The sequence below is a fragment of the Embleya sp. NPDC005575 genome (genome assembly GCF_040605455.1).
Taxonomy (GTDB): domain Bacteria; phylum Actinomycetota; class Actinomycetes; order Streptomycetales; family Streptomycetaceae; genus Embleya.
The window spans coordinates 13,840-38,608 of record NZ_JBEXCV010000087.1 but is presented as its reverse complement, the minus strand read 5'-3'; the positions used below and the strand labels follow the sequence as shown (position 1 = coordinate 38,608).

General features: G+C 70.9%; 18 protein-coding genes. 8 read left to right on the top strand and 10 right to left on the bottom strand.

Annotated elements, in window-relative coordinates:
- The first annotated feature begins 84 nt into the window (after window positions 1-84).
- On the top strand, window positions 85-369 hold the full coding sequence (locus ABZS54_RS26170) for a hypothetical protein (RefSeq protein ID WP_355540817.1): 285 nt from the start codon (window positions 85-87) through the stop codon (window positions 367-369).
- Here the strand turns inward: ABZS54_RS26170 and ABZS54_RS26165 are convergent.
- The 4 genes from ABZS54_RS26165 to ABZS54_RS26150 are packed head-to-tail and all read right to left on the bottom strand — an operon-like array spanning window position 341 to window position 7,167.
- Window positions 341-1,861 (bottom strand): tryptophan 7-halogenase, encoded by a 1,521-nt coding sequence (locus ABZS54_RS26165; protein WP_355540814.1) that lies wholly within the window; start codon window positions 1,859-1,861, stop codon window positions 341-343. The two genes, ABZS54_RS26170 and ABZS54_RS26165, sit on opposite strands and share 29 nt — an antisense overlap.
- A 25-nt stretch (window positions 1,862-1,886) precedes the next feature.
- Complete coding sequence (locus ABZS54_RS26160) at window positions 1,887-3,134, bottom strand: cytochrome P450 (RefSeq protein ID WP_355540811.1); 1,248 nt, start codon at window positions 3,132-3,134, stop codon at window positions 1,887-1,889.
- A complete protein-coding gene (locus ABZS54_RS26155; protein WP_355540808.1) occupies window positions 3,131-5,596 on the bottom strand; it encodes an amino acid adenylation domain-containing protein in 2,466 nt (821 codons plus the stop codon). The genes ABZS54_RS26160 and ABZS54_RS26155 overlap by 4 nt, the downstream gene beginning before the upstream one ends.
- Entirely contained in the window at window positions 5,593-7,167 is a 1,575-nt protein-coding gene (locus ABZS54_RS26150) for a fatty acid--CoA ligase family protein (protein WP_355540805.1), read from the bottom strand. Before ABZS54_RS26150 ends, ABZS54_RS26155 begins: the two co-directional genes overlap by 4 nt.
- Window positions 7,168-7,514: 347 nt before the next feature.
- Between ABZS54_RS26150 and ABZS54_RS26145 the strand changes: the two genes are divergently transcribed.
- Window positions 7,515-8,228 (top strand): SDR family oxidoreductase, encoded by a 714-nt coding sequence (locus tag ABZS54_RS26145; RefSeq protein ID WP_355540802.1) that lies wholly within the window; start codon window positions 7,515-7,517, stop codon window positions 8,226-8,228.
- Between the two features lie 22 nt (window positions 8,229-8,250).
- On the opposite strand, the gene ABZS54_RS26140 is transcribed toward ABZS54_RS26145, so the two are convergent.
- The 3 genes from ABZS54_RS26140 to ABZS54_RS26130 are packed head-to-tail and all read right to left on the bottom strand — an operon-like array spanning window position 8,251 to window position 12,621.
- Window positions 8,251-10,215: an ABC transporter ATP-binding protein gene (locus ABZS54_RS26140; RefSeq protein ID WP_355540799.1), complete on the bottom strand. Its 1,965-nt coding sequence runs from the start codon at window positions 10,213-10,215 to the stop codon at window positions 8,251-8,253.
- A 1-nt stretch (window position 10,216) separates the two neighbouring features.
- On the bottom strand, window positions 10,217-11,950 hold the full coding sequence (locus tag ABZS54_RS26135; protein ID WP_355540796.1) for an ABC transporter ATP-binding protein: 1,734 nt from the start codon (window positions 11,948-11,950) through the stop codon (window positions 10,217-10,219).
- Window positions 11,950-12,621 carry a TetR/AcrR family transcriptional regulator gene (locus ABZS54_RS26130; RefSeq protein ID WP_355540793.1) on the bottom strand — a complete coding sequence of 224 codons (672 nt, stop codon included), beginning with the start codon at window positions 12,619-12,621 and terminating at the stop codon, window positions 11,950-11,952. The genes ABZS54_RS26135 and ABZS54_RS26130 overlap by 1 nt, the downstream gene beginning before the upstream one ends.
- Before the next feature lie 89 nt (window positions 12,622-12,710).
- Here ABZS54_RS26130 and ABZS54_RS26125 point away from each other — a divergent pair, with 89 nt between their 5' ends.
- A complete protein-coding gene (locus tag ABZS54_RS26125) occupies window positions 12,711-13,919 on the top strand; it encodes an amidohydrolase (RefSeq protein WP_355540790.1) in 1,209 nt (402 codons plus the stop codon).
- Window positions 13,920-14,289: 370 nt separating this feature from the next.
- On the top strand, window positions 14,290-15,720 hold the full coding sequence (locus ABZS54_RS26120) for a cellulase family glycosylhydrolase (RefSeq protein WP_355540787.1): 1,431 nt from the start codon (window positions 14,290-14,292) through the stop codon (window positions 15,718-15,720).
- Window positions 15,721-15,807: 87 nt separating this feature from the next.
- Here the strand turns inward: ABZS54_RS26120 and ABZS54_RS26115 are convergent, their stop codons facing one another.
- Window positions 15,808-16,854 (bottom strand): Lrp/AsnC family transcriptional regulator, encoded by a 1,047-nt coding sequence (locus tag ABZS54_RS26115; protein WP_355540784.1) that lies wholly within the window; start codon window positions 16,852-16,854, stop codon window positions 15,808-15,810.
- 103 nt (window positions 16,855-16,957) lie between these two features.
- Between ABZS54_RS26115 and ABZS54_RS26110 the strand changes: the two genes are divergently transcribed.
- The 3 genes from ABZS54_RS26110 to ABZS54_RS26100 all read left to right on the top strand — a co-directional run bounded on the left by ABZS54_RS26110 (window position 16,958) and on the right by ABZS54_RS26100 (window position 20,386).
- Window positions 16,958-17,161 carry a hypothetical protein gene (locus tag ABZS54_RS26110; RefSeq protein WP_355540781.1) on the top strand — a complete coding sequence of 68 codons (204 nt, stop codon included), beginning with the start codon at window positions 16,958-16,960 and terminating at the stop codon, window positions 17,159-17,161.
- Window positions 17,158-18,630 carry a sodium:solute symporter family protein gene (locus ABZS54_RS26105; protein ID WP_355540778.1) on the top strand — a complete coding sequence of 491 codons (1,473 nt, stop codon included), beginning with the start codon at window positions 17,158-17,160 and terminating at the stop codon, window positions 18,628-18,630. The genes ABZS54_RS26110 and ABZS54_RS26105 overlap by 4 nt, the downstream gene beginning before the upstream one ends.
- Window positions 18,631-18,697: 67 nt before the next feature.
- The gene (locus ABZS54_RS26100; RefSeq protein WP_355540775.1) at window positions 18,698-20,386 is read left to right on the top strand and encodes an amidohydrolase; all 1,689 of its coding nucleotides are present in this window, start codon (window positions 18,698-18,700) and stop codon (window positions 20,384-20,386) included.
- 105 nt (window positions 20,387-20,491) lie between these two features.
- Here ABZS54_RS26100 and ABZS54_RS26095 read toward each other — a convergent pair whose 3' ends face one another.
- Both ABZS54_RS26095 and ABZS54_RS26090 read right to left on the bottom strand, forming a co-directional pair.
- Window positions 20,492-21,601 carry a hypothetical protein gene (locus ABZS54_RS26095; protein WP_355540772.1) on the bottom strand — a complete coding sequence of 370 codons (1,110 nt, stop codon included), beginning with the start codon at window positions 21,599-21,601 and terminating at the stop codon, window positions 20,492-20,494.
- A gap of 2 nt (window positions 21,602-21,603) precedes the next feature.
- A complete protein-coding gene (locus ABZS54_RS26090) occupies window positions 21,604-22,653 on the bottom strand; it encodes a hypothetical protein (RefSeq protein ID WP_355540769.1) in 1,050 nt (349 codons plus the stop codon).
- A gap of 383 nt (window positions 22,654-23,036) precedes the next feature.
- Between ABZS54_RS26090 and ABZS54_RS26085 the strand changes: the two genes are divergently transcribed.
- Window positions 23,037-24,674, top strand: a complete 1,638-nt coding sequence (locus ABZS54_RS26085) for a BBE domain-containing protein (protein WP_355540766.1) — start codon at window positions 23,037-23,039, stop codon at window positions 24,672-24,674.
- Window positions 24,675-24,769: the final 95 nt, after the last annotated feature.

Below are 24,769 nucleotides of genomic sequence, written 5' to 3'. Positions count from 1 at the left end.
TTGGGGGGGGGCCCCCGGGCCACCCCCCAGCTTGGGCGGGGGGGGGGGGGGGGGGGGGGGGCTGGGGGCGGCGGGGGCGGACCGTTGTCCGCCCTCGACGAGGCAACCCGGCACGCGGTCGTGGAGGTCTTTCTCAACAACGCCCGGCTGATGCGCCAGTCGCCGGCGGCGGCGTTCGACGGTGACCTGCTGTTGTTCCGCGCGACGAAGGGCCGCCGGCCCGGCGTGGCGAACCGAGACGCCTGGCGGCCCTACGTCACCGGGCTGATCGAGGTGCACGAGGTCGCGTGCGAGCACCGCGAGATGGCGCTGCCCGGACCGCTCGCTCAGCTCGCCGGCGTCATCCGGCCTCGGGTGCGGGCTCGCTGAGCGCGGGTTCGGGCTCCTCCCAGTACATGCTGTCGGCCGACACGGTCAGCCGGTCGGGTCGTGACCGCCAGCCGTCCGCGATGGTGCTCAGCAGCCGCCGGTGGTTGTCGCCCTCCAGCCGGAGGTGGTTGGGGTCCGGGTGGTTGTCGGTGGTGAACTCCTCGGTGCGGCCCTCCCAGAACGCCCGCATCGCGGCGTCCTCGTCCGGCCCGCGCACCCGCGACCGCGGTGCCGCGTCCGGGGTGTCGGGTCCACCGTCCAGCGGCGTGTACTCGCCGGCGCCCAGGCCGGCGGTGAGGTAGCTGAACGAGTCGGATTCGGAGGCCGTGCCGCCGGTCAGCTTCTTCGCGGTCCAGAAGTATGAGGTCTCGTCCTGGTGCGTGTCGTAGACCGCCTTGAGGAACTCGTAGTACAGGTTGTACTCGCGGCGGTGGCGGAACTCGGCTTCGGCGAAAGCACGTTGCTCGTCGACGTGTCCGGACAGCACGCTGTTGATCGATCGGGCCGCCAGCAGGCCGCTGTACGTGGCCAGGTAGACGCCGGTGGAGAACAGCGGGTCCACGAAGCAGGCGGCGTCGCCGACCAGTGCCATGCCGGGCCGCCAGAAGCGGGTGTTGCTGTACGAGTAGTCCTTGCGCACTCGAACCTGTCCGTACGGGCCCTCGGTCACCCGGCGCGCGTCACCGAGGAAGTCGCTGATCATGGGCGACTCGCCGATGAACCGCGCGAGTGCGCCCTCCCGATCCTTCTGGATCTTGTCGGCCATCTCGGCCGGGACCACGGCACCCACGCTGGTCAGCTCGTCGCTCAGCGGGATGTACCAGAACCAGCCGCCGCCGAACGCCGCGCACAGGATGTTCCCCCGCAGGGGCGGGTCCATCCGCTTGCCGCCCTCGAAGTACCCGAACACGGCGATGTTGCGGAAGTACTCGGCGAGTTCGCGGGTACCGCCCACATGCCGGCGAATGCGGCTGGTATTGCCGGAGGCGTCGACGACGAACCTGGCGGTGACCGTGTGCTCCACCCCGTCGGCGTCGGTGTACCGCACGCCGCGTACCCGGTCCGGATCGGCGATGACGTCCCGTACGGCGCACCGCTCCCGCACGTCCACGCCGACCCGGCGGGCGTTGTCCAGCAGTATCTTGTCGAACTTCATGCGCTCCACCTGGAACGCGTGGCGTCCCTGGTGGCTGTCGGTCGCGAAGGTGAAGGACCACGGCTTCGGGCTGGCGCCCCACAGGAAGGTGCCGCCCGTCTTGGTCTGAAAGCCGGCCGACTCCACCTCGTCGGCCACGCCGAGCAGCCCGCAGATCCACTGTGTGGTCGACGGCAGCAGGGACTCGCCGATCTGGTACCGGGGAAAGGTCTCCTTCTCCAGCAGCAACACCCGGCCGCCCCGCATCGCGACGAACGAGGCGACGGTCGAGCCCGCCGGCCCGCCGCCGACCACGACGACGTCGACGTCCGTGGGCTTGCGATCAGTTTGGTTCATGGCTGTTCTCCGTTCCGAGTGGGGGTCAGGCCGCGGCGATCGCGTCTGGTTCCGGGACGAGGCGTACCGGCAGTGACTGCATGCCGGACAAGATGCTGGAGTAGATCGGCTGCGGCGGGCCGAGCGGTTCGATGTCGGCCACCAGCCGGCGCAGCCCGTCGAGCACCGCCTCGATCTCGAGCCGCGCCAGGTAGTGGCCGAGGCAGAAGTGGGAGCCGAACGCGAAGGTCAGGTGCTTGTTCGGGGAGCGGTTGAGGTCGAAGTGGTCCGGATCGGCGAAGACCTCGCCGTCGAAGTTGGCCGAGGAGATCCATACGCTGACCGCGTCACCGGTGGCGAACTGCCGCCCGTTGACCGTCACGTCGGCGGTGACCGTACGGCCGCCGTGCAGCGACGGGTGGGTCCAGCGCAGCACCTCCTCCACCGCGGTCGACATGTCCGCTTCGCCCTTCTTGAGGGCCGCCCACTGGTCGGGATTCTCGATCAGGGCGAGCAGTCCGCCGGTGATGGCGTGCCGGCCGGTCTCGTCCCCGCCGATCATCAGGCCGTAGCAGTTGGCCATCAGCTCGGCATCGGTCAGGTGCTCGCCGTCGATCCGGCTACCGGCCAGCAGGCTCACCACGTCGTCGTTCTTGCCGTCCCGGCGGGTGGCGGCCAGATCGGAGAAGTACAGCAGGATCTCGTTCTTCGCCGTCCAGCTGTCCTGGTACGGGGCGTCGGCGTAGTCGGAACTCCACGCGTGCGAGGTCAGATCGAGCAGGTGCCGGCGGTCCTCCCGGGGAATCGCGAGCAGGTCGCAGATGGCGGCCAGCGGCACGTTCCCCGACACGTCGTGGGCGAAGTCGCAGGTGCCCTTGCGGATCGCCTCGACCAGCAGCCCGTCCACCGTCACCCGCAGCGCCTGCTTGATCTCGTCCAGCATCCGGGGGGAGAAGGCCCGCATGAGGATGTTGCGGATCTGCGTGTGCCGTTGGCCGTCGGTCACCGCCAGCATGGTGCCCGATGCCGAGTCGCCGCCGGTGAGGATCGTGGCCAGCGCGTTGCCGCCCTCCGTGGTGAACCGGTCCTTGCCGCGGTAGACGGTCATCGCGTCGGCGTAGCGGCTCACGACCCAGAAACCGGGTCGCGACTCGCGAGGCGTGTGCCAATAGACCGGCCGGTGCGTGCGCAGGTGGCGCCACACCTCGCTCAGGTCGCACTCGGCGTGCAGCCGCGCATCGGCCAGGTCGATGTCGTCGATGTCGTCGGGGGAGATCACCGGTCGGGTGTTCACGCGTCGCTCCTTTGATGCCTGTTCATCCGATTCGCCTGGATGGTCCTGGCCACCACGGCGAGCGCCTCGATCGTCGGGTGGTTGATCAGATCCCGCGGCGAGATCGACAGTCCTGCCCGGCGGGCCTCGCGGATCAGCACGATGGTGAGCATGCTGTTGCCGCCCAACTCGAAGAAGTCGCTGTCGATGTCCACCACGGACAGGCCGAGAGCCTTGGCGAAGGACTCGGCGAGGGCGGCCTCGGTCGGATTGCGCGGCGGTCGGCCTGTCGTGCCGGAGGTCTCCTTCGGCGCCGGCAGTGCGGCCCGGTCGAGCTTGCCGCTGCGCGTCAGCGGGAGTTCGTCGAGGTTCACGAAGGCGGCCGGCACCATGTACGGCGCCAGGAAGCGCTCGACGTGTCGGCGCAGGGCGGCGACATCGGGCGCGTCTTCGCCCGCCGGCACCACATACGCCACGATCCGCGGACCACCCGGCCCGTCCTCCCGGACGACGGCGACCGCGTGGGCGACACCCGGGTGACCGGCCACCGCGGCGGCCACCTCGCCCAGTTCGATGCGGTACCCGCGAATCTTGACCTGGTCGTCGGCCCGACCGTGGAAGGCCAGCGTTCCGTCCCGTCGCCAGGACATCAGGTCCCCGGTCCGGTACATCCGCTCCCCGGGCGCGAACGGGTTGGCCACGAACCGCGTGGCGGTGAGGCCGGGCCGCCGCAGGTAGCCCCGAGCCAGGCCGGGACCGGCGATGTAGAGCTCGCCGACGACACCGGGCGGTACCGGCCGCACCCCGTCCGCGAGCACGTAGACCGACCGGCCGGCGATCGGCCCGCCCACCGACGGCTGCGCCGAACCCGACAGCGGCTCGCTCATGGTCGCGCACACGGTGGCCTCGGTCGGGCCGTACGCGTTGATCGTCCGGCGGTTGCCCGACCAGGTCGCGGCCAGTTCGGCCGGGCACGCCTCGCCCGCCATCACAAGGGTGCGCAGGCCCGGCAGCCGGGGCTCGGCGAGGCCGGCCACCGCGACCGGCGGCAGCACCGCGTGGCTGATCCGCTCGTCGACGAGAACCTGTTCCAGTTCCTCGCCGGCCAGCGGCCCGGCCGGCGGGACGACCAGGGTCGCGCCGGCGGTGAAGGAGGCCACCAGTTCGGTGACCGACGCGTCGAAGCTCGGGGAGGCGAACTGCAGGACGCGGCTGTCCGGCGTGACCGCCATGCGCTCCACCTTCGCCACCGCGAGCGACGCCAGCCCCGCGTGGGTGACCACGACCCCCTTGGGACGTCCGGTCGTGCCGGAGGTGTAGATGACGTACGCCGGATTGGCCATCCGGCACGGCGGATGCTCGTCACCGGAGCCGGAATCGCCGTCGAGAGCGGCGGTGGTCTCGGGATCGTCCAGCACGATCCGCTCCGGCCCGACACCGGGCGGCAGCGCCGCCTCGGTGGTCGTCACGAGCAGGGCCGGTTGCGCGTCGGTGAGCATGAACGCGACGCGCTCGGCCGGGTAATCGGGATCCACGGGCAGGTAGGCGGCGCCGGCCCGGCCGACCGCGACGATCGCGACGACCATCCACACCGAGCGGGGTAACGCGAGCGCGACGATGTCCTCGGGACCGCAGCCTCGGCGCCGTATCAGGTGGGCCAGCCGGTCGGCACGGGAATCCAGCTGGGCGTACGTCAGCGCGCCCCCGTCGCCGACCAGCGCGGTTCGGTGCGGGTTGTCCGTGGCCTGTCGCCGTACCACGTCGGCCAGAGAGGCCGGGGGCGTATCCGGGCCGTTGTCGTTCCATTGGGTCAGCATCCGGCGGTGCTCGTCGCCGGTCAGCAACGCGATCGTGCCGAGCGGGCGGTCCGGGTCGTCGGCGAACGCCTCGAGCAGCCGGACGAGCAGGCTCGCCGGCAGGTCGGTATCCGTACCGTCCGCCGCGGTCAGGCACAGCCGTACCCGCCGGCCCGGATGCACGACGCAGCGGACCGGGACCCCGCCGGTGTGCGAGCCCACCGGGTCGGTGGCGGCCATCTCCACCGACGTGTCGAACAACTCCTCCGCCGGGTGGCTCCGGTACGGTTCGTGGCCGGCCGGTTCGGACTGCTCCTCAGCCGGCCGGCCCGCCGTCGCGGCGAAGGAGGCGTCCGGCCGGTACCGCAGCCGGACGGGAAGTATCGGCCCGCCGAAGACCACGTGTTCGTTGCCGGTCAGCAGGCCCAACAACGCGCCCCAGGCGACCTGCACGACCGATTCCAGGGTCAGTCCGCGCGCCACGCAGTGCGCGGTCAGCCGAGCGCTCGTCGTCTCGGACAGTTCCCGTTCGGTGCTCGCCGCTTCCGGCGGTCCGCCGGTGTCGGCGGCCCCCGCGAGCGCCGGTACCAGCAGGGTCGGTTCCGCCGGCGCGGCCGGGTACTCGCGCCTGGCCTCCTCGGCCGGATGGGTGTCCCGCCCGGCGGCGTACGTGGTGGGAAGGGTCATCGCATCTCCAATGCGTCGTGGACCGGCGGCCCGCCGGCATGCTCGGCCTCCGCGCGCAGCCGCAACCGGTCGGGTTTGCCGAAGCCGAGCACCGGCAGTTCCGCGCGGAACGTCACGACGGCGGGGGCCTGGTTCGGCGACAGGGCCGTGGCGACGTGGTCGCGCAGGTCGTCGGCGGTGACGCGGTGGCCGTCGCGCGCGACCACCACGGCGTGGATGCGCTCCACCCGGTCGGCGTTCGCGACCCCGAACACCGCCGCCTGCGCCACCGCGGGGTGTGCCGACAACGCCTTCTCCACGGCCGCCGGGTACACCTTGATGCCGTTGGTCTTGATGACGTCCGCGAGCCGGCCGCGCAGGTGCAGGTAGCCGCGCTCGTCGAGGTGGCCGATGTCGCCGGTGTGCAGCCAACCGCCACGCAGGGTCCGTGCGGTCAGCTCCGGATCGTCCCAGTACCCGGCCATCGACAGCGGCGTGTGGACGCACACTTCGCCTGCCTCGCCGGTCGGCAGTTCGCGATCGTCGAGCGGGTCCCGGATGCTCACCGTCACCGGCTCGACCGGCCGGCCCACGGTGGTCAGCAGCTCCGGCTGCGTGTGGTCGTCGCCGGTGAGCCGGCACATCGGGCCGCACTCGCTGTTGCCGTAGATCTGGCTGAGTACCGGGCCGAAGACCTCGACGGCCTCGGCGAGCCGGTCGGCGGCGGCCGGGCTGCCGGTGTACGCGAGGTCCCGCAGGCTGGACAGGTCGGCGGTGCCGACGTCCGGGTGGTCCTTCAGGGCGTACACCTGCGGAGCGGAGAGCATCATCCGGGTTATCCGGTGCCGGCCGATCGCGCGCAGCACGGCCGCCGCGTCGAATCCGTGGTGCAGCACGACCGTGCCGCCGCTCACCAGCACGTTGTCGGAGACGAACGCGGCCGTGTGCGTCAACGGCGCGGTGATGAGCGCCGTCTGCCGGTGCCCCTGGGCGGCCATCCGCGCGGTGACGTCGTTCCTCACCTCGAACGACCAACAGACGCCCTTCGGTCGCCCGGTCGAGCCGCTGGTGTACGTGACGACGGCGAGTTCGCCCTGTGCGGCATCGGCCGGATCGAAGGCGTCGGGCGGGAGCACGCTCAGGTCCACGACATCGGGACCGAGATCGCCCAACCCCACGAGGAGCAGCGGCCGTTCGAACCGGGCGCGCAGCTCGCGGGCCCGGGCGGCGTTGTCCGCGTCGATCGCGAACACGGTCGCCCTGGTGCTCTTGACGATGTCGAACTGCTCGCCGGCTCGCAGCACATCGCCGGGGTTGACCGCGTTCACCGTGCCGACGTGCACGACGACGGCACCGACGAGGCCGGCGGCGTAGCGCAGGATGAGCGTCGCGGGGGTGTTGTTGACCGTCATCACCGCGACGACGTCGCCAACGCCGACGTCGTGTGCACGCAACCCGGCGGCGGCCGCGCGGACCGCGGCGGCCAGCTCGCCGGCTCGTGTCGGAATATCCTTGTGTACCAGGCAGATCCGGTCCTCGTCGGGGGATAACGAATCGAGGATCTGCCGGACGTAGTGATCGTTGCCGGGCATGGCGCACTCCCATTCGGTGTACGGCTGCAGGGCTGGGCACCGCCGCGCGGTCGCGGGCGGGCCTACGGGATCCGTCGGGCATTCCGTCGCGGTGCCCGCGCTTCCGACTGGGGCAGCGCTGGGGCCGGGTTCCGCGGCGGGAAAAGGCAGAGACTGAGGCGGGACCATGCCGCCTCAGGATTTCCAAGGAAGTCGCCGAGTCTAGGCAGGGGTCGGCGAACGGGTCCAGACCGATGCGACCCGTACACGTCGCCGCGCACGCACCCCCTCAGCCGCGTCGGCCATCGAGGGATACGGCTCGTTCGACTGGTACGCTCCCGCCTTCGAACGGCTGGGGGGAGGCCGATGTGGCCGGAGTTGCCATCCTTTCCGGAGCGGGCTGGGCCGCCCGCGACGCGATCGCGGGACGGCTGGCCGACGAGGGATTCGACCTCGCCGTGCTCGGCCCGTCGCCGGATGCCTGCGCCGCGGCCGTGGATCGCGCGCGCCGGTCGGGCCGACGGGCGATATCCCTGGCGGTACGCGCGAGCGAGGCCGACTCCGTGCAGCAGGCGGTGGACTACGTCGACGAGCATCTCGGCCCACCCGCCGTGCTGCTGAACGTCGTCGACGCCCTGCTGAGCGGGCCGCTGTGCGAGGTAGCGGACTGGGACGGGTACGTGGGCGGGCCGCTGCGGGAGACGTTCCTGATCAGCCGGGCGGTGCTCGACCCGATGATCAGAGAGGGGTACGGGCGCATCGTCACCGTGGCCAACGTGCTCGGCGCCGCGGGCCGGCGGGAGAACGCCACGGTCCGGGCCGGGCTGGAAGGGTTCACCCGGACGCTGGCGCTGGAGGCCGACGCGTTCGGCGTCACCGCCAACCTCGTCGTCGCGGGTCTCGGCGTGCGTGCGCCGGCCGCGGCGGAGATCCTCCCGCCGGCGCCGGGTTCGCCCGCGCCGGGCGGGCGGGCGACGGCGGACGCCGAACTCGCGGCCACGGTGGCGTTCCTGGCCGGCGACGCGGCCACCATCGTGTCGGGTCAGGTCATCCACGTCGCGGTCGCCGACGGGACGGCCTGACCGTGCGTGACCGGGACGGGGGTCAGTTCCGGTGGCGATCCGCCCCGGCGAACTGCGCGGCGTGCAGCCGCGCGTAGGCGCCGCCGGCCGCGCACAGCTGGTCGTGGGTGCCCTGCTCGACGATGTGACCCGCCTCCATGACGAGGATCAGGTCGGCGTCGCGGACCGTGGACAGCCGGTGGGCGATGACGAAGCTGGTCCGCCCGGTGCGCAACGTGTTCATCGCGCGCTGGATCAGGATCTCGGTACGGGTGTCCACGGAACTGGTCGCCTCGTCCAGGATCAGGATGCCCGGCCGGCCGAGGAACGCGCGTGCGATCGTCAGGAGTTGCCGCTCACCGGCACTGAGGTTGGTACCCGCCTCGTCCAGCATCGTCCGGTAACCGTCCGGCATGGCGCGCACGAAGTGGTCGACATGCGCCGCGCGGGCGGCCTCCTCGATCTGTTCGGCTGTCGGGCGGTCCGCGCCGTACCCGATGTTGTCGGCGACGGTGCCCCGGAACAGCCAGGTGTCCTGCAGCACCATGCCGATGTTGCGCCGCACGTCCTCCCGGGTCATCGTCGCGATGTCCACACCGTCGATACTGATCCGGCCCGCGGTGATGTCGTAGAAGCGCATCAGGAGGTTGACCAGGGTCGTCTTCCCGGCGCCCGTGGGGCCGACGATCGCGACCGTCTGCCCCGGCTCGGCGGTGAACGAGAGGTGCTCGATCAGCGGTTCGTCCGGCGAGTACCGGAAGCAGACATCCTCGAAGACGATTCGGCCCCCTACCGCGGCCGGCCGGACCGGTGGTACCGGATCAGGCGGCTGCTCTTCGGTGTCGAGCAGCTGGAATATCCGCTCCGCCGAGGCGATGCCGGACTGTAGGAGATTGCTCATGGTCGCCACCTGAGTGATCGGCTGGCTCAGCTGGCGGGAGTACTGGATGAATGCCTGGACGCTGCCGAGGGTGATTACGCCGGCAGTGGCGAACAGCCCGCCGCTCACCGCGACCAGGACGAAGTTGATGTTGGCGAGGAACAGCATGGTGGGTTGGATGGTTCCGGAGGCGAACTGCGCCCGGAAGCCGACCTGACGCAACTCGCGGTTGTGGCGGTCGAAATCCTTTCGCACCGCGTCCTGCAGCCCGAAGACCCGTACCACCGTGTGTCCGGCGTACGTCTCCTCGATGTGCCCGTTGAGCCGGCCGGTGGTGGCCCACTGCTTGACGAAGTGGGGCTGTGCCCGGCGGCCGATCCTGGTGGCACCGAGCAGGCACAGTGGGACCGTGGTCAGCGCGACGAGGGCAAGCAGCCACGACACCCAGAACATCACCGCGACCACGCCGGCGATGGTGAGGATCGACGTCAGCAACTGGCTCAGCGTCTGCTGCATGGTCTGGGTGAGGTTGTCCATGTCGTTGGTCGCGCGGCTGAGCACGTCCCCGCGCGACTGCAGGTCGAAGTAACTCAGCGGCAACCGGGAGAGCTTCGCCTCGACCTCCTCCCGGAGCCGGAAGCCGATCCGCTGCACCGCCCGGGCGGTGAGCCGGGCTTGGACGATGCCGAACACCCCGGAGAAGACATACAGCAGCAGGGCCACGAGCAGGACCCAGCCCAGACGGGTGAAGTCGATCCCGTGGCCGGGTAACACGGGCAGCGGGGACACCACGTCCGCCAGCCGGTTGTCCCCGGTCGCGCGCAGATGGGCGACGGCCTCGGCCTTGGTGATGCCCGGCTGTAGCCGGGCGCCGATGTGGCCGGTGATGATGACGTCGGTGGCCTTGCCGAGTGTGAGCGGTCCCAGCACCGCCAGGCCGACGCCGACCACGGCGCAGCCGGCGGTCGCGGCGATGAGCCTGCCGTCCGGACGCAGGGTGCGCGCCAGGCGGCGGATCGAGCCGCGCAGGTCCAGCACCGCAGGCGGTGGCATCCCGCCGCCCAGTGCGCGCCCGGCGCCGACCGCGCCCGCCAGGGGCGGGCGCTTGTTCGTGGTGGGCTGCGTCATGTCACGCGGCTTCCTGGTCGTTCAGCTGGGACAGGGCGATTTCCCGGTACGTGGCGTTGTGCGCGAGCAGTTCGCTGTGCGTGCCGGTCCCGACGACGCGACCCTCGTCCAGCACGACGATGTGGTCCGCGTCCCGGATGGTGCTGACCCGCTGCGCGACGACCAGTACAGTCGCTGCGGCCGTCTCGCCGATGAGCGCGGTACGCAGCGCCGCCTCGGTGGCGTAGTCCAGCGCGGAGAACGAGTCGTCGAGCAGGTAGATCGCGGGCCGGCGGATGAGCGCCCGGGCTATGGCCAGCCGCTGGCGCTGCCCACCGGACAGGTTGGAGCCGCCCTGGGTGACCGTGGCCTCCAGACCTTGCGGGAGCCGTTCGACGAACTCCCGGGCCTGGGCGACCTCCAGGGCGTGCCACATATCGGCCTCGGTGGCGTCGTGCCTGCCGTGCCGGAGATTGCCGGCGATGGTCCCGGAGAACAGGAACGGCCGCTGCGGTACGTACCCCACCTGCGCCGCGAGCACCGCGGGCGCCAGCTCCCGCACGTCGGCACCGCCGACCCGGACGCTGCCCGCGCTCGCCTCGATCAGCTGCGCCACCAGGTTGAGCAGGGTCGTCTTGCCGCTGCCGGTACCGCCGACGATCGCCGTGACGGTGCCCGGGCGGGCCACGAGATCGATGCCCTGCAATACGGCCGAATCGGCGCCGGGGTAGCGGAACTCCACCTCGGACAGTTCGACCTCGCCGACGCGGGGCAGCGCGGTCCGGGCGTGGTCCGGCGCCCGCCGCATCGGCTGCGTGTCGAGGACGTCCCGGATGCGTTCGGCGCTCACCTCGGCCCGCGGAATCATGGTGAACATGAAGGTGGCCGACAGAATCGACATGAGGATCTGCATCAGGTACGACAGGTACGCCGGCAGCGCGCCGACCGGCATCGGTCCGGTGGCGATCCGGTGCCCGCCGAACCACAGGACGGCGACGCTGGACACGTAGATGACCAGCATCAGGATGGGGAACATCACGGCCGTGAGCCGGCTGACGCGCAGCGACACCTCGGTGAGTTCCTCGTTCGCCGCGGTGAACCTGCGGCGCTCGCGGTCGTCTCGGACGAATGCCCGGATGACCCGGACCCCGGTGATCTGCTCGCGCAGGATGCCGTTGGCGCGGTCGAGCCGGGCCTGGGCCAACCGGTGCAGTGGAAGCATCCGGCCGACCAGGACACCCACGATGACGACCAGCACCGGGATGATGACCGCGAAGATGCCGGACAGCGGCCCGTCCAGGCGCAGCGCCATGACGACGCCACCGACGCACACGATCGGCGCGGGCACCAGCACGGTGCCGGTGAGCAGCGCCAGGAGCTGGATCTGTTGCACGTCGTTGGTGGTGCGGTTGAAGAGCGACGCCGTGCCGATCCGGTTCACCTCCCGGGTGGAGAAGGACAGCACCCGGTCGAAGACCGCCGCCCGCAGGTCGTAACCCAGCGCGGTGGCGACCCGGGCGCTGAGATAAACCGCCGTGATCGAACAGCAGATCTGGGCCAGCGCGACGGCCGCCATCACCCCGCCGATCCGCAGGATGTATCCGTTGTCGCCGGCGAGCACGCCGTTGTCGATGAGGTCGGCGTTGAGACTCGGCAGTTGGAGGGCGGCGATGGCCTGCCCGACCTGCAGGAGGAGGAGAAGGGTGAGGGCACCCCGGTAAGGCCGCAGGTACCGGCGCAGCAAGCGCGGTAACATCAGCGTCGCACCCTTTCGGTCGACCGGGTCGGCTGCCGCGCCGGGCCGGCGGCATGGTCGCGCTTGAGCAGACCGTCCAGCAGCAGCGTGGAGATCTCGCTGGTGTCGAGCGCGTCGCCGAGGCCGAACGTGCCCCGGGTGGTGGCGAATACCATCGCCACCACCAGTTGAGCGACCATCGTCGGCGACTGGCGCAACAGTCGGCGGTCGGGCTTGATCACATCGGCGACTGCCGTGACGAGGTGTTGCCGGTAGCGCGCCACCTCCGCCAGGAATGGTTCCTTGACCTCCGCCGGCACGGTCTGACTGCGCAGCGCGGCCACGAGCGGCTCGGTCGCGACGAGTTGGTCGGCGATGACGTGGATCACCGTGGTCAGCCGGTCGCGCAGTTCAAGGTCCGGATCAACCGCGGCGATCGCGGCCACGATGGGCGTCGGCTCGAAACTGCTCAGCACGGTGGCGTGGATGAGCGAGTGCTTGTCCGGGAACACGCTGAAGATCGTGCCCTCGGCGATGCCCGCAGCCCGGGCGATCTGCTGCGTGGACACCGACACACCGCGCTCCAGCAGGAGCGGGAGAGTGGCGGCGATGATAGCGGCGCGCCGCTCCTCGGGCTCCAGGGAGGGCGCGCGGCGCCGCCGCCGGTCCCCACTGATCGTGTTGTCGGTCACCCGAAGGAGAATAATGAGTGAGCTCTCACTCAGTCAATGCGCCGGCGCTACCATCGGCCGTGTCCCGCCGACCGGACGGAAGGTGTCTGATGATTGCCACACCACTCGACCTGCTGACCGAGCTGACCGAGCTGTACCAGGACCTGCACCGGCACCCCGAGTTGTCCTTCGAGGAGCACCGCACGGCGGCCCGCGTCGCCGCGCACCTGCGCGCGCTCGGCTGCGAGACGGTCGAAGGGGTCGGCGGCACCGGCGTGGTCGGCGTCCTCGCCCGGGGCGACGGGCCGACCGTGTTGCTGCGCGCCGACATCGACGCGTTGCCGGTCACGGAGAAGACCGGCCTGCCCTATGCGTCGGTGAACGACGGGGTTGCCCACGCCTGCGGCCACGACATGCACACCACGTGGCTGATCGGTGCCGCGACCATGTTGGCCCGCCACTGCACCGACTGGTCGGGCCGGGTGTTACTGGTCTTCCAGCCCGCGGAGGAGATCGGCCGCGGCGCCCGGGCGATGCTCGACGACGGCCTGTACAAACGGTTCGGCACCCCGGCGGTCGCGTTCGGCCAGCACGTGGGCCCGAGACCGGCCGGCCGGATCGGCTATCGCAACGGGGTCACCATGGCCGCCGGCGACGCCATCCGGATCCGGCTGCGCGGCAAGGGCGGTCACGGCTCGCGGCCGGAGGCGGCCGTGGACCCGGTGGTCTTGGCCGCCGCGACGGTGCTGCGCCTGCAGACCGTGGTGTCCCGGGAGGTGGCGGCAACCGACCCGGTGGTGCTGACCGTCGGGTCGATGCACGCGGGCACCAAGGAGAACATCATTCCCGACGAGGCCGAACTGGGTTTGACGCTACGCTCCTTCGAGCCCGCGGTCCGTGACCGGGCGCTCGCGGCGATCGAGCGGATCGTCCGCGGCGAGGCGGCGACGTCCGGGGCACCGGAACCGGAGGTCGAGCTGCTGTACAGCTTCCCCGCGCTGGTCAACGACGAGCGGGCCGGCGACGCCGTGCTCGCGGCGTTCACGGCGCAGTTCGACCGGGAGCGACTGGTCCCGCTGCCGCTGATACCGGCGAGCGAGGACTTCGGGCTGCTGACCGACGCCGGCCGCGTACCCGCCGCGTATTGGTTCGTCGGCGGGAGCGATCCGGACGCCTACGCAAAGGCGCAGGCGGCGGGCCGGATCGCGGAGAACATCCCCACCAACCACTCGCCGTACTTCGCGCCCGTGCTCGACCCCACGCTGGCGACCGGTGTGGAGACGCTGGTGGCGGCCGCGCTCGCCCGGCTCGTCCGGTAGCGGGCAGGCGCGTCAGGGCGGCCGGCGAACCGACCCGCCCAGCTTGCGAACCGAAGGGTCGGGACAGCGAATCGGGCGCGTCGAGCCCGGTGTTGTCGTGCGCGCTCACGCCGAGCCGGTCCACCGGCTCCCCACCGAGCCAAGCGATACCCGCGACCCACGCGCCCTCACCCGGACGGCCGTCGGCGTCCCAGGCCGACGTCCGCCCGGCCCGGGGCGCGCGGAGGATCGCCGCGTGGTCCGGTCGGTGCATCTGGGAAGTTGCCGCACCCACCAGTAACATCCGACTCGCTCGCGCACCGCCGCCGCACCCGACTTCCGCCTGTCCCACGGGCGTTCCCGCACTTCCGCGTCCCCGAAAGGTCTGTGCATGCGCCTTCGCCTCCGAGCGTGGCCGGCTCTCGCCGCCGCCGTACTCCTGTGCACCTTCGGCGCGATCCCCGCCCAGGCCCATCCGGGCGGCGGGGGAGGTGGCCCGGCGCCGGACCGGGTGACCGTGGGAGACCGCACGTATATCGCCGACGACCGCGGCCGGGCGACCCAGTGGCGCGGCTTCGACCTCTCCGACAAAAACCACCGCGGCGCCGAGGCGTTCGCCGACATCCACGAGTCGGATCTGCGCGAGATGGCCGCGCACGGCTTCAACCTCGCGCGCCTCGCCTTCTTCTGGGACGACCTCGAACCCGCCCAGGGTCGGTACGACCGCGCCTATCTCGCCAAGATGCGCCGCATCCTCGACTGGGCCGACCGCTACGGTGTCAAGGTCGTCCTCGACGCCCACCAGGACATCTACGGCCCGCACTTCGGCGCCCGCGGGATCCCCGACTGGGCCACGCGCGACGACGGTCTGCCGTTCGAGCCGATACCCGGCGACTGGTTCTCGGAATACTTCGAGCCGTCCGTACAAGCGGCGTTCGACCACCTGTACAACGACAGCGACCTGCGCGCCGCCCAGGCCCGTATGTGGATGACCGTCGCCGCGACGCTGGGACGGCACCCGGCGCTGCTCGGCTACGACCTGATGAACGAGCCGTTCGCCAAGTTCCTCGAAGGCGAGGACCTGCCGACCGCCGCGAGCCGCTTTGAGGCCACCCAGCTGACCGACCTGTGGAACCGCCTCGCCGACGCCGTACGCCTCGTCGACCGCAGGTCCTGGGTTTTCGTCGAACCCACGGTCATCGTCGGCGTGGGCGTCCCGACCGCCCTCGGTCACATCGACGACCCGCATGCCGCCTACATGCCGCACTTCTACGAGACCGCGATGGAATCCGGCGCCGATTACGACCCGAACGGCACCTTCATCGCCGCCTACGAGGCGGCTATCAGCGACTACCCGACCCGCAACCGCATGCCGGTCATCGTCGGCGAGTGGGGCGCGAGCCCGGCCATCCCGCACGGCGCGCAGTTCATCAACGACATGACCGCTGCCATGTCCCGCTTCTCCAGCGGCTGGACGTGGTGGCAGTGGTGCATGGGCAACGGCGGCTACTGCAACCTCGACCCGAGCGGGAACTGGCGTGCGAACGCCGAACTCCTCAGTCAGCCGTACGCGTCCGCCATAGCCGGCAACCCGCTCACAGCCACCTACGACCCCGCGACCCGCACCTACCGCCTCACCTTCACCACGCGCCGAAACGCCGACGGACCCACCGAGATCGCCGTCCCGAAGGACGTCTATCCGCACGGCTACCACGTCAGGATCGACGGCCCCAAGGCAAGTTGGGACGACCGAGGCCGGACGGTCAAGGTCACCACGCACGGCCGCCAGGGCACCGCGTACACGATCACCATCACGCCGTAGGGCGCCCGGTCGTCGGCGCCCGAGACCGGCGCCGACGACTACCCACGCTCTTGCCCGCGGACGTGCCGCGCCGTCGCGGCCGAGCTGTCACGCCCAGATATCCATCTGCACGAATCCCGTGCTGCGTCCCTCGGGATCCAGAAGGTGCCCCATCCGCTTGGCGTTGGCCAGCGTCAACCACCGGTCCTCGATGGTGAGTTCGGGGAAGCGCTCGGCGAGTTGCGCCTCCAGGCGGCGGGTGTCGGGAATCGAGCGTACCCAGGCGGTGATCAGCAGGCTGTGTCGTGCCGCGATCGAGGCGCACATGCGGACCTCGGCCACCGCGGCGATCGACGCGCCCACGCGGGCGACGTCCGCACTGGGGACGTTCGCCAGATAGTGCACGAACACCGGGTATCCCGAGACGCTGTGCGCGATTTCGCAGCGTGGTACGACGCTGCCCTCGCGAAGCATGCGCGTCACCCGGCGGCGTACGGTCGACTCGCTCATGCCCGTGGCCTCGGCCAGTTCGCCGTAACCCAGGCGCCCGTCCGCGCCGAGCGCGATGAGCAGCGGGCGGTCTTCGGGGGCGACGGTCCCGAAGATCGCCGGCGGTGTGTTGTCGCCCGGGCGCAGCAGGCCCAGCTGGTGAGGGTCGAGGGAGCGCAGGTCCCAGCGGCTGCCTTCGGTGAACAGGTGGGTGGCGATCATGCTGCGGATGGCGGTGACGCCTTCCTGCGCGCCGATGACCTCGATCGCCAGTTTGGACAGCGCGGCGAGGTCGGCGACCATTACGGTCAGCAAGAGGTCGGTACCCCCGGACACATGTTCGATACCGGTGATGTGCGGGTCGCGCAGCAGGCGCTCGGTGACCGCGCGCACCCGTGAGGGATGGCAGTCGACCTCGACGTATGCCGAGCAGTTGACCTGCAGGACGAACGGCCCGCCGTAGGCGGTCACCCACGCCAGGCCGCGTGAGCGCAGGCGTTCCCAGCGGCGCGCGGCGGTGACGGCGCTGATGCCCAGGGCCTGCCCGATCAGCGTCCACGATGCGCGCGGTGCCGCTTGCAGGGCGTTGACCAGGGCCAAGTCCGTTTCGTCCAAGGCGGCGGGCCGCAGCTCGCCGGTTGACGGAAGTTCGGCGGAATACTTCATCACGAACCTCCGAGTGACTCTTCTCGACAAATTTCCCGAGATTCTATTCCATAAGTCTCATGCTCCAAGGGTTCGCGAGATACGACGACCCCGGGAGCAGTCCATGCGTGTCGCAGTGCTTCTGTTGATGGTGCCCGTGACGGCACTGCTGGCGACGGTGTGGCTGCCGTTCGTCAACGCTCCGCACATCTGGCTCGGCATGCCGTCGATGATGACCTGGAGCGTGGGCTGGGTGATCGCCCTCACTCCCGCGCTCGGGTACGTCGAGTACCAGCGCACGCGCGGCCGGAACGGGGGCGACCGATGAACACGACCCTGGCCGTGTCCGTCGCGGGCATGCTGCTGATCGCCGGGCTCGGCGTGCTCGGCCGCCGCAAGCCGGCCGCCAACCTTGAAGAGTGGACGGTCGGCGGGCGCCGCTTCGGTGCCGTGACGACCTGGTTCCTCCAGGCCGGCGAGGTCTACACGACCTTCACGTTCCTCGGCCTCGCCGGCCTGGCCTACGCGTCGGGCGTCGGCGTCGTCTACGCGCTGCCGTACCTTCCCCTCGCGTACGTCGGCATGTACGTCGTCGCGCCGCTGGTGTGGCGAATCGGCAAGGACCGCGGCTACCTCACCCAAGGCGACTTCTTCGCCGACCGCTACGGCAGCCGCGCGCTGGGCACACTGACCGCCGTGCTCGGCGTGGTCTTCCTGCTGCCCTACCTCCAACTCCAGATCACCGGCCTCGGCCTGGTCGTCGAGTTGGCCACCGGCAACAGCGACTCCGGGACGGCGAGCATGATCGCCGCATCCGTGCTGATCACCGGCTTCGTACTGTGGTCGGGCATCGGCGGCGTGGCGCGTGCGGCGTACCTGAAGGACGCGCTCATGGTCCTGGTGCTGATCGTGCTGGCCATCGCCATCCCCATGCACTACGCGGGCGGCATCGGCGACGTCACGCACCGGCTCGCCGACACGCACGCGGCCAAACTCACCGTGCACGACGGGCCGTTCGACCGCACATGGTTCTTCACCAGCATGGTCACCAGCCTGGTCAGTGTGATGTTCATGACCATGCCGCACGGCTGGCCTGCCGTCCTGTCCGCCAAGGACGAGAAGGCCTTGCGGCAGAACAGCATCTGGATCCCGTTCTACAGCGCCAGCCAGGCGATCCCGATGCTGATCGGGTTCACCGGGATCGTGGTCGCGGGCGCGGCATCCGGCGGCGCCAACGGCGTACTGCTGCACCTGACGAACGGCGCCATGCCCGACTGGCTGGTCGGCGTCGTCGTCACCGCGGCGGCCGCGTGCGCCATGGTGCCGTCCGCGGCGATCGTGCTCGGCATATCGTCGTTGGTCGCCCGTAACGTCGTCCGCACTCGCACCGAACGCTCGGGCCTACTGGTCAACCACACCACCGTCGTCGGCGCCGTCGGTGTGGCGCTGGTCCTGGCCATCAAGCGGCCGGACGCCCTGGCGAACCTGCTGCTGCTCACGTACTCCGGCCTCGCACAGATGGCGCCCGGACTGCTGTACGCGCTGACCGGCCGCCGCCCACTCGTCGGCGCGTGGTCGGTGGCGGCCGGAATCCTCTCGGGCGAAGCGGTGGTCATCTGGTTGACGTTCGGCGACAACGGCCACGCCATGGACACCAACCACGTCAGCGCGGGGCTGATCGGCCTGGGCGTCAACCTCGCCGTCGGCCTCCTCGTCGAAGCCGCGCGGCGTCTGGCCGCCGGCACGCGGTCGACGGTCGACGCGATGCCGCGTCCGACGGAGAAGACGGCCGTGTGAGCCCGGCACCGGCACAGACCGAGACCCGGCGACACCACAGGGAATGTACGGACGAATGGCACATGCAATGACGACCCAACGCATCCACGGCAGCACGGCACCCGCTGCGGCGAACACCCTGTTCCACTCGGACGAACCCACCGCGAGGATCTTCCGATCCCGCCGCATCATCACCCTCGCCGACTCCGGCGGCGCCGCGACCGCCGAACCGGAAGCCTTCGCCACTCTCGGAGACCGCATCGTCGCCGTCGGAGACGTCGCCGACCTGCGGCTGCGCCTTCCCGGAGCCGAGCTGGTCGACCTCGGCGACGCCGTCGTGGTCCCGGGCCTCAACGACGCGCACTGCCACCCCGCGGGGTTGGCGGACACCCGCATGCGGGTGCCACTGACGCCGCAGACCCTGGCGGCCACCGGCGGATCGCGCAACCCGCTCGCGGAGCGCGTCCGAGCGACCCCGCCCGGAGGCTGGGTGGTGGCCGAGGGATACGACCCCAACGCCGACCCGCAGGGCCGCCTCGACCGTGCGGCCCTCGACGCGATATCCACCGAACACCCGGTCCTCGCCGTGCACTTCTCGTGCCACATGGCCGTCGCCAACTCCCGCGCCCTGGAACTCGCCGGCTACCGCGACAGCGACCTCGACCCGGACGGGGGCACGCTCGGCCGCGAAGCGGACGGTCGGCTCGACGGGTGGCTGTACGAGGGCGCGTGGTTCGACCAGTGGTTCCGCGCGAGCGGCGCCCCCGAGCTGCTGGGCGAGTTCACCCTCGACGACCTGGTCCCGTCGTTCGCCGAAGTGGTCCGTGAGTTCCACGCGGCGGGCATCACCTCCTGGTGCGACGCGTTGGTCTCGCCGCGCGAACTGCGGCTGTACCAGGAGGCCGCGCACCGCGGGATCCTCACCGCCCGCGTCGGCATGCTCATCTGGCACCGCTACTTCGCGGACCTGGCGCGGACCGGACTGCGCACCGGTTTCGGCGACGAGCGCCTGCGGCTGGTCGGCGTCAAGCTCATGATCGACGGCGCGCTCGCGGGCGGCACTTGCCTGTGCCGCGCCCCGTACCCCAGCCAGACCGGCGCCGACAACGGCATCCAGCTCATGACCGACCAGGAGTTCGCCCAGACGGTCCTCACCATCCACCGGGCCGGCAGCCGCGTCGCCGTGCACGCGAACGGGGACTTGGCCGTCGGCAAAGTCCTGGACGCCATCGAAGCCGCCCGCGCCGAAATCCCGGCGTACGCGGGGATCAATCACCGCATCGAGCACTGCAGTCTCGTCGACGACAGCCTGGTCGAGCGCATCGCCGCGGCCGGGGTCACCCCTGTGCCGTTCGGCTCGTTCGTCCACGACCACGGCGGCAAGCTGCGCGGCTACTACGGCGACGAACGCGCCGCCGCGGCCTGCGGACACCGCCGCTTCCTCGACGCGGGCATCACGGTGGGCGGCTCCTCCGACCACCCGGCCGGCCCGCTCCCGCCGCTGCTCGCGATCCGCACCATGGTCACCCGGCAGACCCGCGACGGCGAAGTCCTCGGCCCGGACCAGCGCATCAGCGCCCGCGAAGCCCTGGCCGTCTACACGACCGGCTCCGCCCACGCCACGGGCGAAGGCCATCTGAAGGGCCGCCTCACCCCGGGTATGCTCGCCGACTTCACCGTCCTGGGCGAGGACCTGCTGTCCGTCGCATCCGAACACATCGCGGACATCCCGATCCTGTCGACCTGGGTGGGCGCCCGGCAGGTGTGGGGCGCGTAGGGCTCGACGGTGTTCGGGACCGGCGCACACCGGTTCGCGCGCCGGAGTCCGGCGCGAAACGGGGCTTCGTCCACTTCCACTTCGGACGGAGCCCCGTTCGTCATCTCAGCCGAAGCGCAGGATGCGTGGGGCGAAGGTGCCCTCGGGGCCGCCGGCGCGGCCGACCGACCACACCGTCGCCGTGCCCGGTACCGGCGCCAGCAGCAATACCTGGGAGTCACCCTCACCCGCCACCGCCGGTTCGCTGTACTCGGTGAACGACTGTCCGTTCCAGGCGAGGAAATCCGGCCCGGAGACAAGCGGCGGATAGCTGCCCGGCGGGCCCCACTTCAGCGAGCGGGCCACCGAGACCCAGGCAAGCGCGCCGGACGTGGTGGGCGCCAGTGAGGTGATCGAGCCGAAGTCGGTGGGCACGGTCACCCGGCTCCACGCCTGCCCGTCCCAGCGGACCAGCAGCGGCGGAATCGGCCGGCCCGGCGGGCCGCCGACGAACCCGGCCGTGCCACCCGCCCATACCTCCGTCGGCGAGACCGCCAGCACACTGCCCACGGCCGACCGCGGGAACCCGTCCACGATCGTCTGCTGCCACGCCTGCCCGTTCCAGTGCGCCACGGCCGCGCCCGAGCCGGTGGCGCCCGCGGCCCAGACGTCGTCGGCGGCCAGGATGTGCAGGCCGTACACGGATCCCGGCGGCACGGGCACGTCCCGCCAGCCGCGCCCGTGCCGGCGCAGCAACACCTGCGCGCCGTCTCGCCAACCGATCAGCCAGGTCTCACCGCCGCCGGCGACGACCTTGGTCGGCACGACGCCGCGCGGCGGCGGGCTCTCGTACCAGGGGCCGCCGTCGAAGCGGAGCAGATGGGCGCCGCCCGCCGAGTCGCGGCCGACCGCCCAGACCGCGGTCGGTGAGGTCGCGGCGACGGACAGCATTTCTCCCTGCCAGCCGATCCCGGGCAGGCTCTGGCGCTGCCACGCGGTGCCGTCCCAGCGCAGTACCAGCGGGAAGCCCGGCGCCTCGCGACCGACGGCGTCGGTACCCACCGCCCACGCCCGGTCCGGCCCCAACGCCACGGCTTCGTTCAGCCCGGCCTGTGGGCGTACCTGCGCCGAGACCGGAACATGTTGCCAGGACGGGGGTTCCGCCGCGGCCGAGCTCATGATCGTCATGATGGTCGTGGCGACAGCGAGGGCCGCGACGAGAAGTCGGCGTGCCATGGTCAGCCTCCCAGCCGCTCGCTCATCAGGTTCGGTTTCGAGCCGTAGATCTCCACGGTCCCGAAGGACAGCAGTAAGGACCCGGCCCTCGCCAGCGCACGCGGTTCGACGTCGATCGCGTTCGTGCGCTCGGGGCCGTAGGAGAAGGTGGTGCGCCGGCCGTCCACCCGGGCGTACTTCGACTGGAACGCGCGGTCGCTGCGCACCGGCAGCCACAGCGCGCCGTCCGGGCCGCGCACCATGGCCTCGGTGTAGGTGTCGCCCAGCGGCGGGTAGGTGGTGCGCCAGGCGTGTCCGTTCCAGGTCATCAGGTAGGTGCGGGCCACCCCGTCGGTGTAACGGCTGCCGCCGATCGTGACCCGGCCGGACGGTTCCGGCAGGATCGTGTGCACGTTGCCGTTCGGCGGCAGTGATACCTTCGCGTCCCGCCAGACCGTGCCGTCCCAGCGCAGGACGGTGGTCCCGGTGTCGGTGTCCGCCCAGGCCCAGGCGTCGGTGGGAGTACGCGCGGTGATCCCCATCAGGTACAGCACACCGCTCGGGGTGGACTGTGTGGTCCAGCCGGAACCGTCGTAGTGCAACACCTTCAGCCCGGTGCCGTCCTCACCGACCACCCACGCGGCACCCGGTACCGCGGTGAAGTCCTGGTAGGCCAACAGGGTCTGCGGCAGCGGGACGGCGCTCCACCCTCCCGCCGACCGGCGCAGGATCTCCCCAACCCCCGCGCGGTGGTGGAAGATCCACACCTCCTCGCCGACGAACTGCACCTTGCCGAGCGAGCCCGGCTCACCGGCGCCGGGGAAGGTTGTGTCCCGGCTCCACGCCGTGCCGTCCCACCGGTACAACAACGGCCGCGGTCCATCGGCGGCGTCCTCGTACCCGGTCGCCCACGCCTCACCCGGGCCGCGGGCGGCGAGATCGCACACGATCACCGGCGGGGCCGCTGTCGGCACCGGCAGCGCGGACCAGCTCGGTGTCACAGCCGCGGCCGGGGACACCACCGCGGCACACGCGATCACAAGGCAGACGATGACCGCACGGAGACCGTTCACGAGACCTCCCCGGAACGCGAAGGTTGCTCAGCCTATTGACGTCCACCCACCCGTGAACAGGCGGCATTCGGCCGAACACGGTTTCCCCACCCTCCGCGTCCCGGGCAAGGCGGTACTCGACATCGAGCCGTGACCACGACGGCGATCGTCAGGGTGTGACGCGTGCGGCGCAGTGCGGCCGCCGCCTCGTGGCAGGCGCGAATACGCGCGGACCACAGGACGCGCCGGCCCGGACGGGGGATCCGGATCCTCGCAGCGCGTGTCACCCCGAGCTTCGGCCGGGCGCGGAGGAGTGTGGGTGTTCTCCCGGCCCTTCGGCGAAAGAGAGTTGAGACATGCCGCACGAGGTATCGCGACGAAACCTGCTGGGTTCCGTCGGAGCTGTGGCCGCAGGGGCCTCCATCGCCGGCCTGGGGCTCGGGGACGACCGGGCCCAGGCGGCGGAGACCCTCGGCACGTCCGCGAACCCCCATTCCGCCGAAGGGGGTGCGACCGCATCGGACACGTTGCGCGTGCTTCCCGACGACCCCCGGTACGAGACCCTGAGTCAGGGCTTCAACCAACGCTGGACCAGCAGCCCCCGCTACATCCAGGTGATCACCGGCGACGCCGACGTGGTGACCGGCGTGGACGAGGCGCTGCGCCTCGGACTGCGGCCGACCGTACGCGGTGGGGGCCACTGCTACGAGGACTTCGTGGAGAACACGGGCGGCGCGATCCTCGACATGAGCGCGATGAAGGACGTCCGGAAGACGACGGACAAGTACGGCAAGGTCGCCTACGGCGTGGAGTCCGGCGCCACCATCTGGGACATCTACACGACACTGTTTCGTCGGTACGGCGTGACCATCCCGGGCGGCTCGTGCTACTCGGTCGGCGCGGGCGGCCACGTGTGCGGCGGGGGATACGGGGTGCTCTCGCGCCGCGACGGCCTGACCGTGGACCACCTCGTACAGGTCGACGTCGTCACCGTCGAGGACGGCCACGCCGTCGTGACCCGGGCACACTGCTCGGACCCGCCCGGCTCCCACACGTCCGACCTCTTCTGGGCGCACACCGGTGGCGGTGGCGGGAACTTCGGCGTCGTCCTGCGCTACTACTTCGCCGAGTCCATCCCGGCGCCGCCGCCGAACGTCTGGCTCAGCAACATCGCGTGGCCGTGGGCCGAGTTGGAGAAGAACCCGGACGACTTCACCAAACTCGTGGAGAACTACGGCAGGTTCTTCGAAACCCACAGCGGCGCCGAGGAGCCGCTCTACCAGAACCTGTTCAGCCTGCTGAAACTCACCCACAAGAGCAACGGCAACGTCGTGCTCTCGAGCCAGTGGGCCGGCGAGGACATCGGACCCGTCGAAGACTTCCTCGCCGCGGTCGAGGCGGGCCTGCAAACCAGGTCGACGGTCCAGATGTACAGCGTGGGGGATCACTTCCTGCCCTATCCGGACAAGCACCGCAGGATGCCCTGGTTGCAGGCAACCCAGACGCTGAACGGATCGGGCCCCAACCAGCGGGGCAAGTACAAGTCCGCCTACCACCGCAAGTCGTTCACCCCGACGCAGATCGCGGGCATGTGGACCTGGCTGACGCGCGACGTCCCCGACGTCGATCTCACCCAGACCCTGGTCCAGATCGACTCGTACGGATGCCGCATCAACGCGATCCGGCCGCACGAGACGGCCGTCCCACAGCGTGATTCCGTCCTGAAGCTGCAATACCAGACGTACTGGACCGATCCCGCCGAGGACTCGGCGCACCTGGACTTCCTGCGCGGCTTCTACGAGGCGGTCTACGCGGAGACCGCCGGGGTGCCCGAGATCAGCGACGCGACGCACGACCGCACCACGGACGGTGCCTACGTCAACTATCCCGACGTCGACCTCGGGGTCGCGACGGACCCCGCGCCGCAGTACCCCAGGCTCTACTACAAGGACAACTACGCCCGCCTGCAACTGACCAAGCAGACCTGGGACCCGAAGAACCGCTTCCACCACCAGCAGTCGATCGTGCCACCGACACAGTGAGGTGGTCGCGGACCGGTCCCGGTCGTTCGAGGCCCACCCACCGCCGCGCACCGCGGGCTCGGGCGACGGTCCGCTATCGGCAGGCACCCGCAATC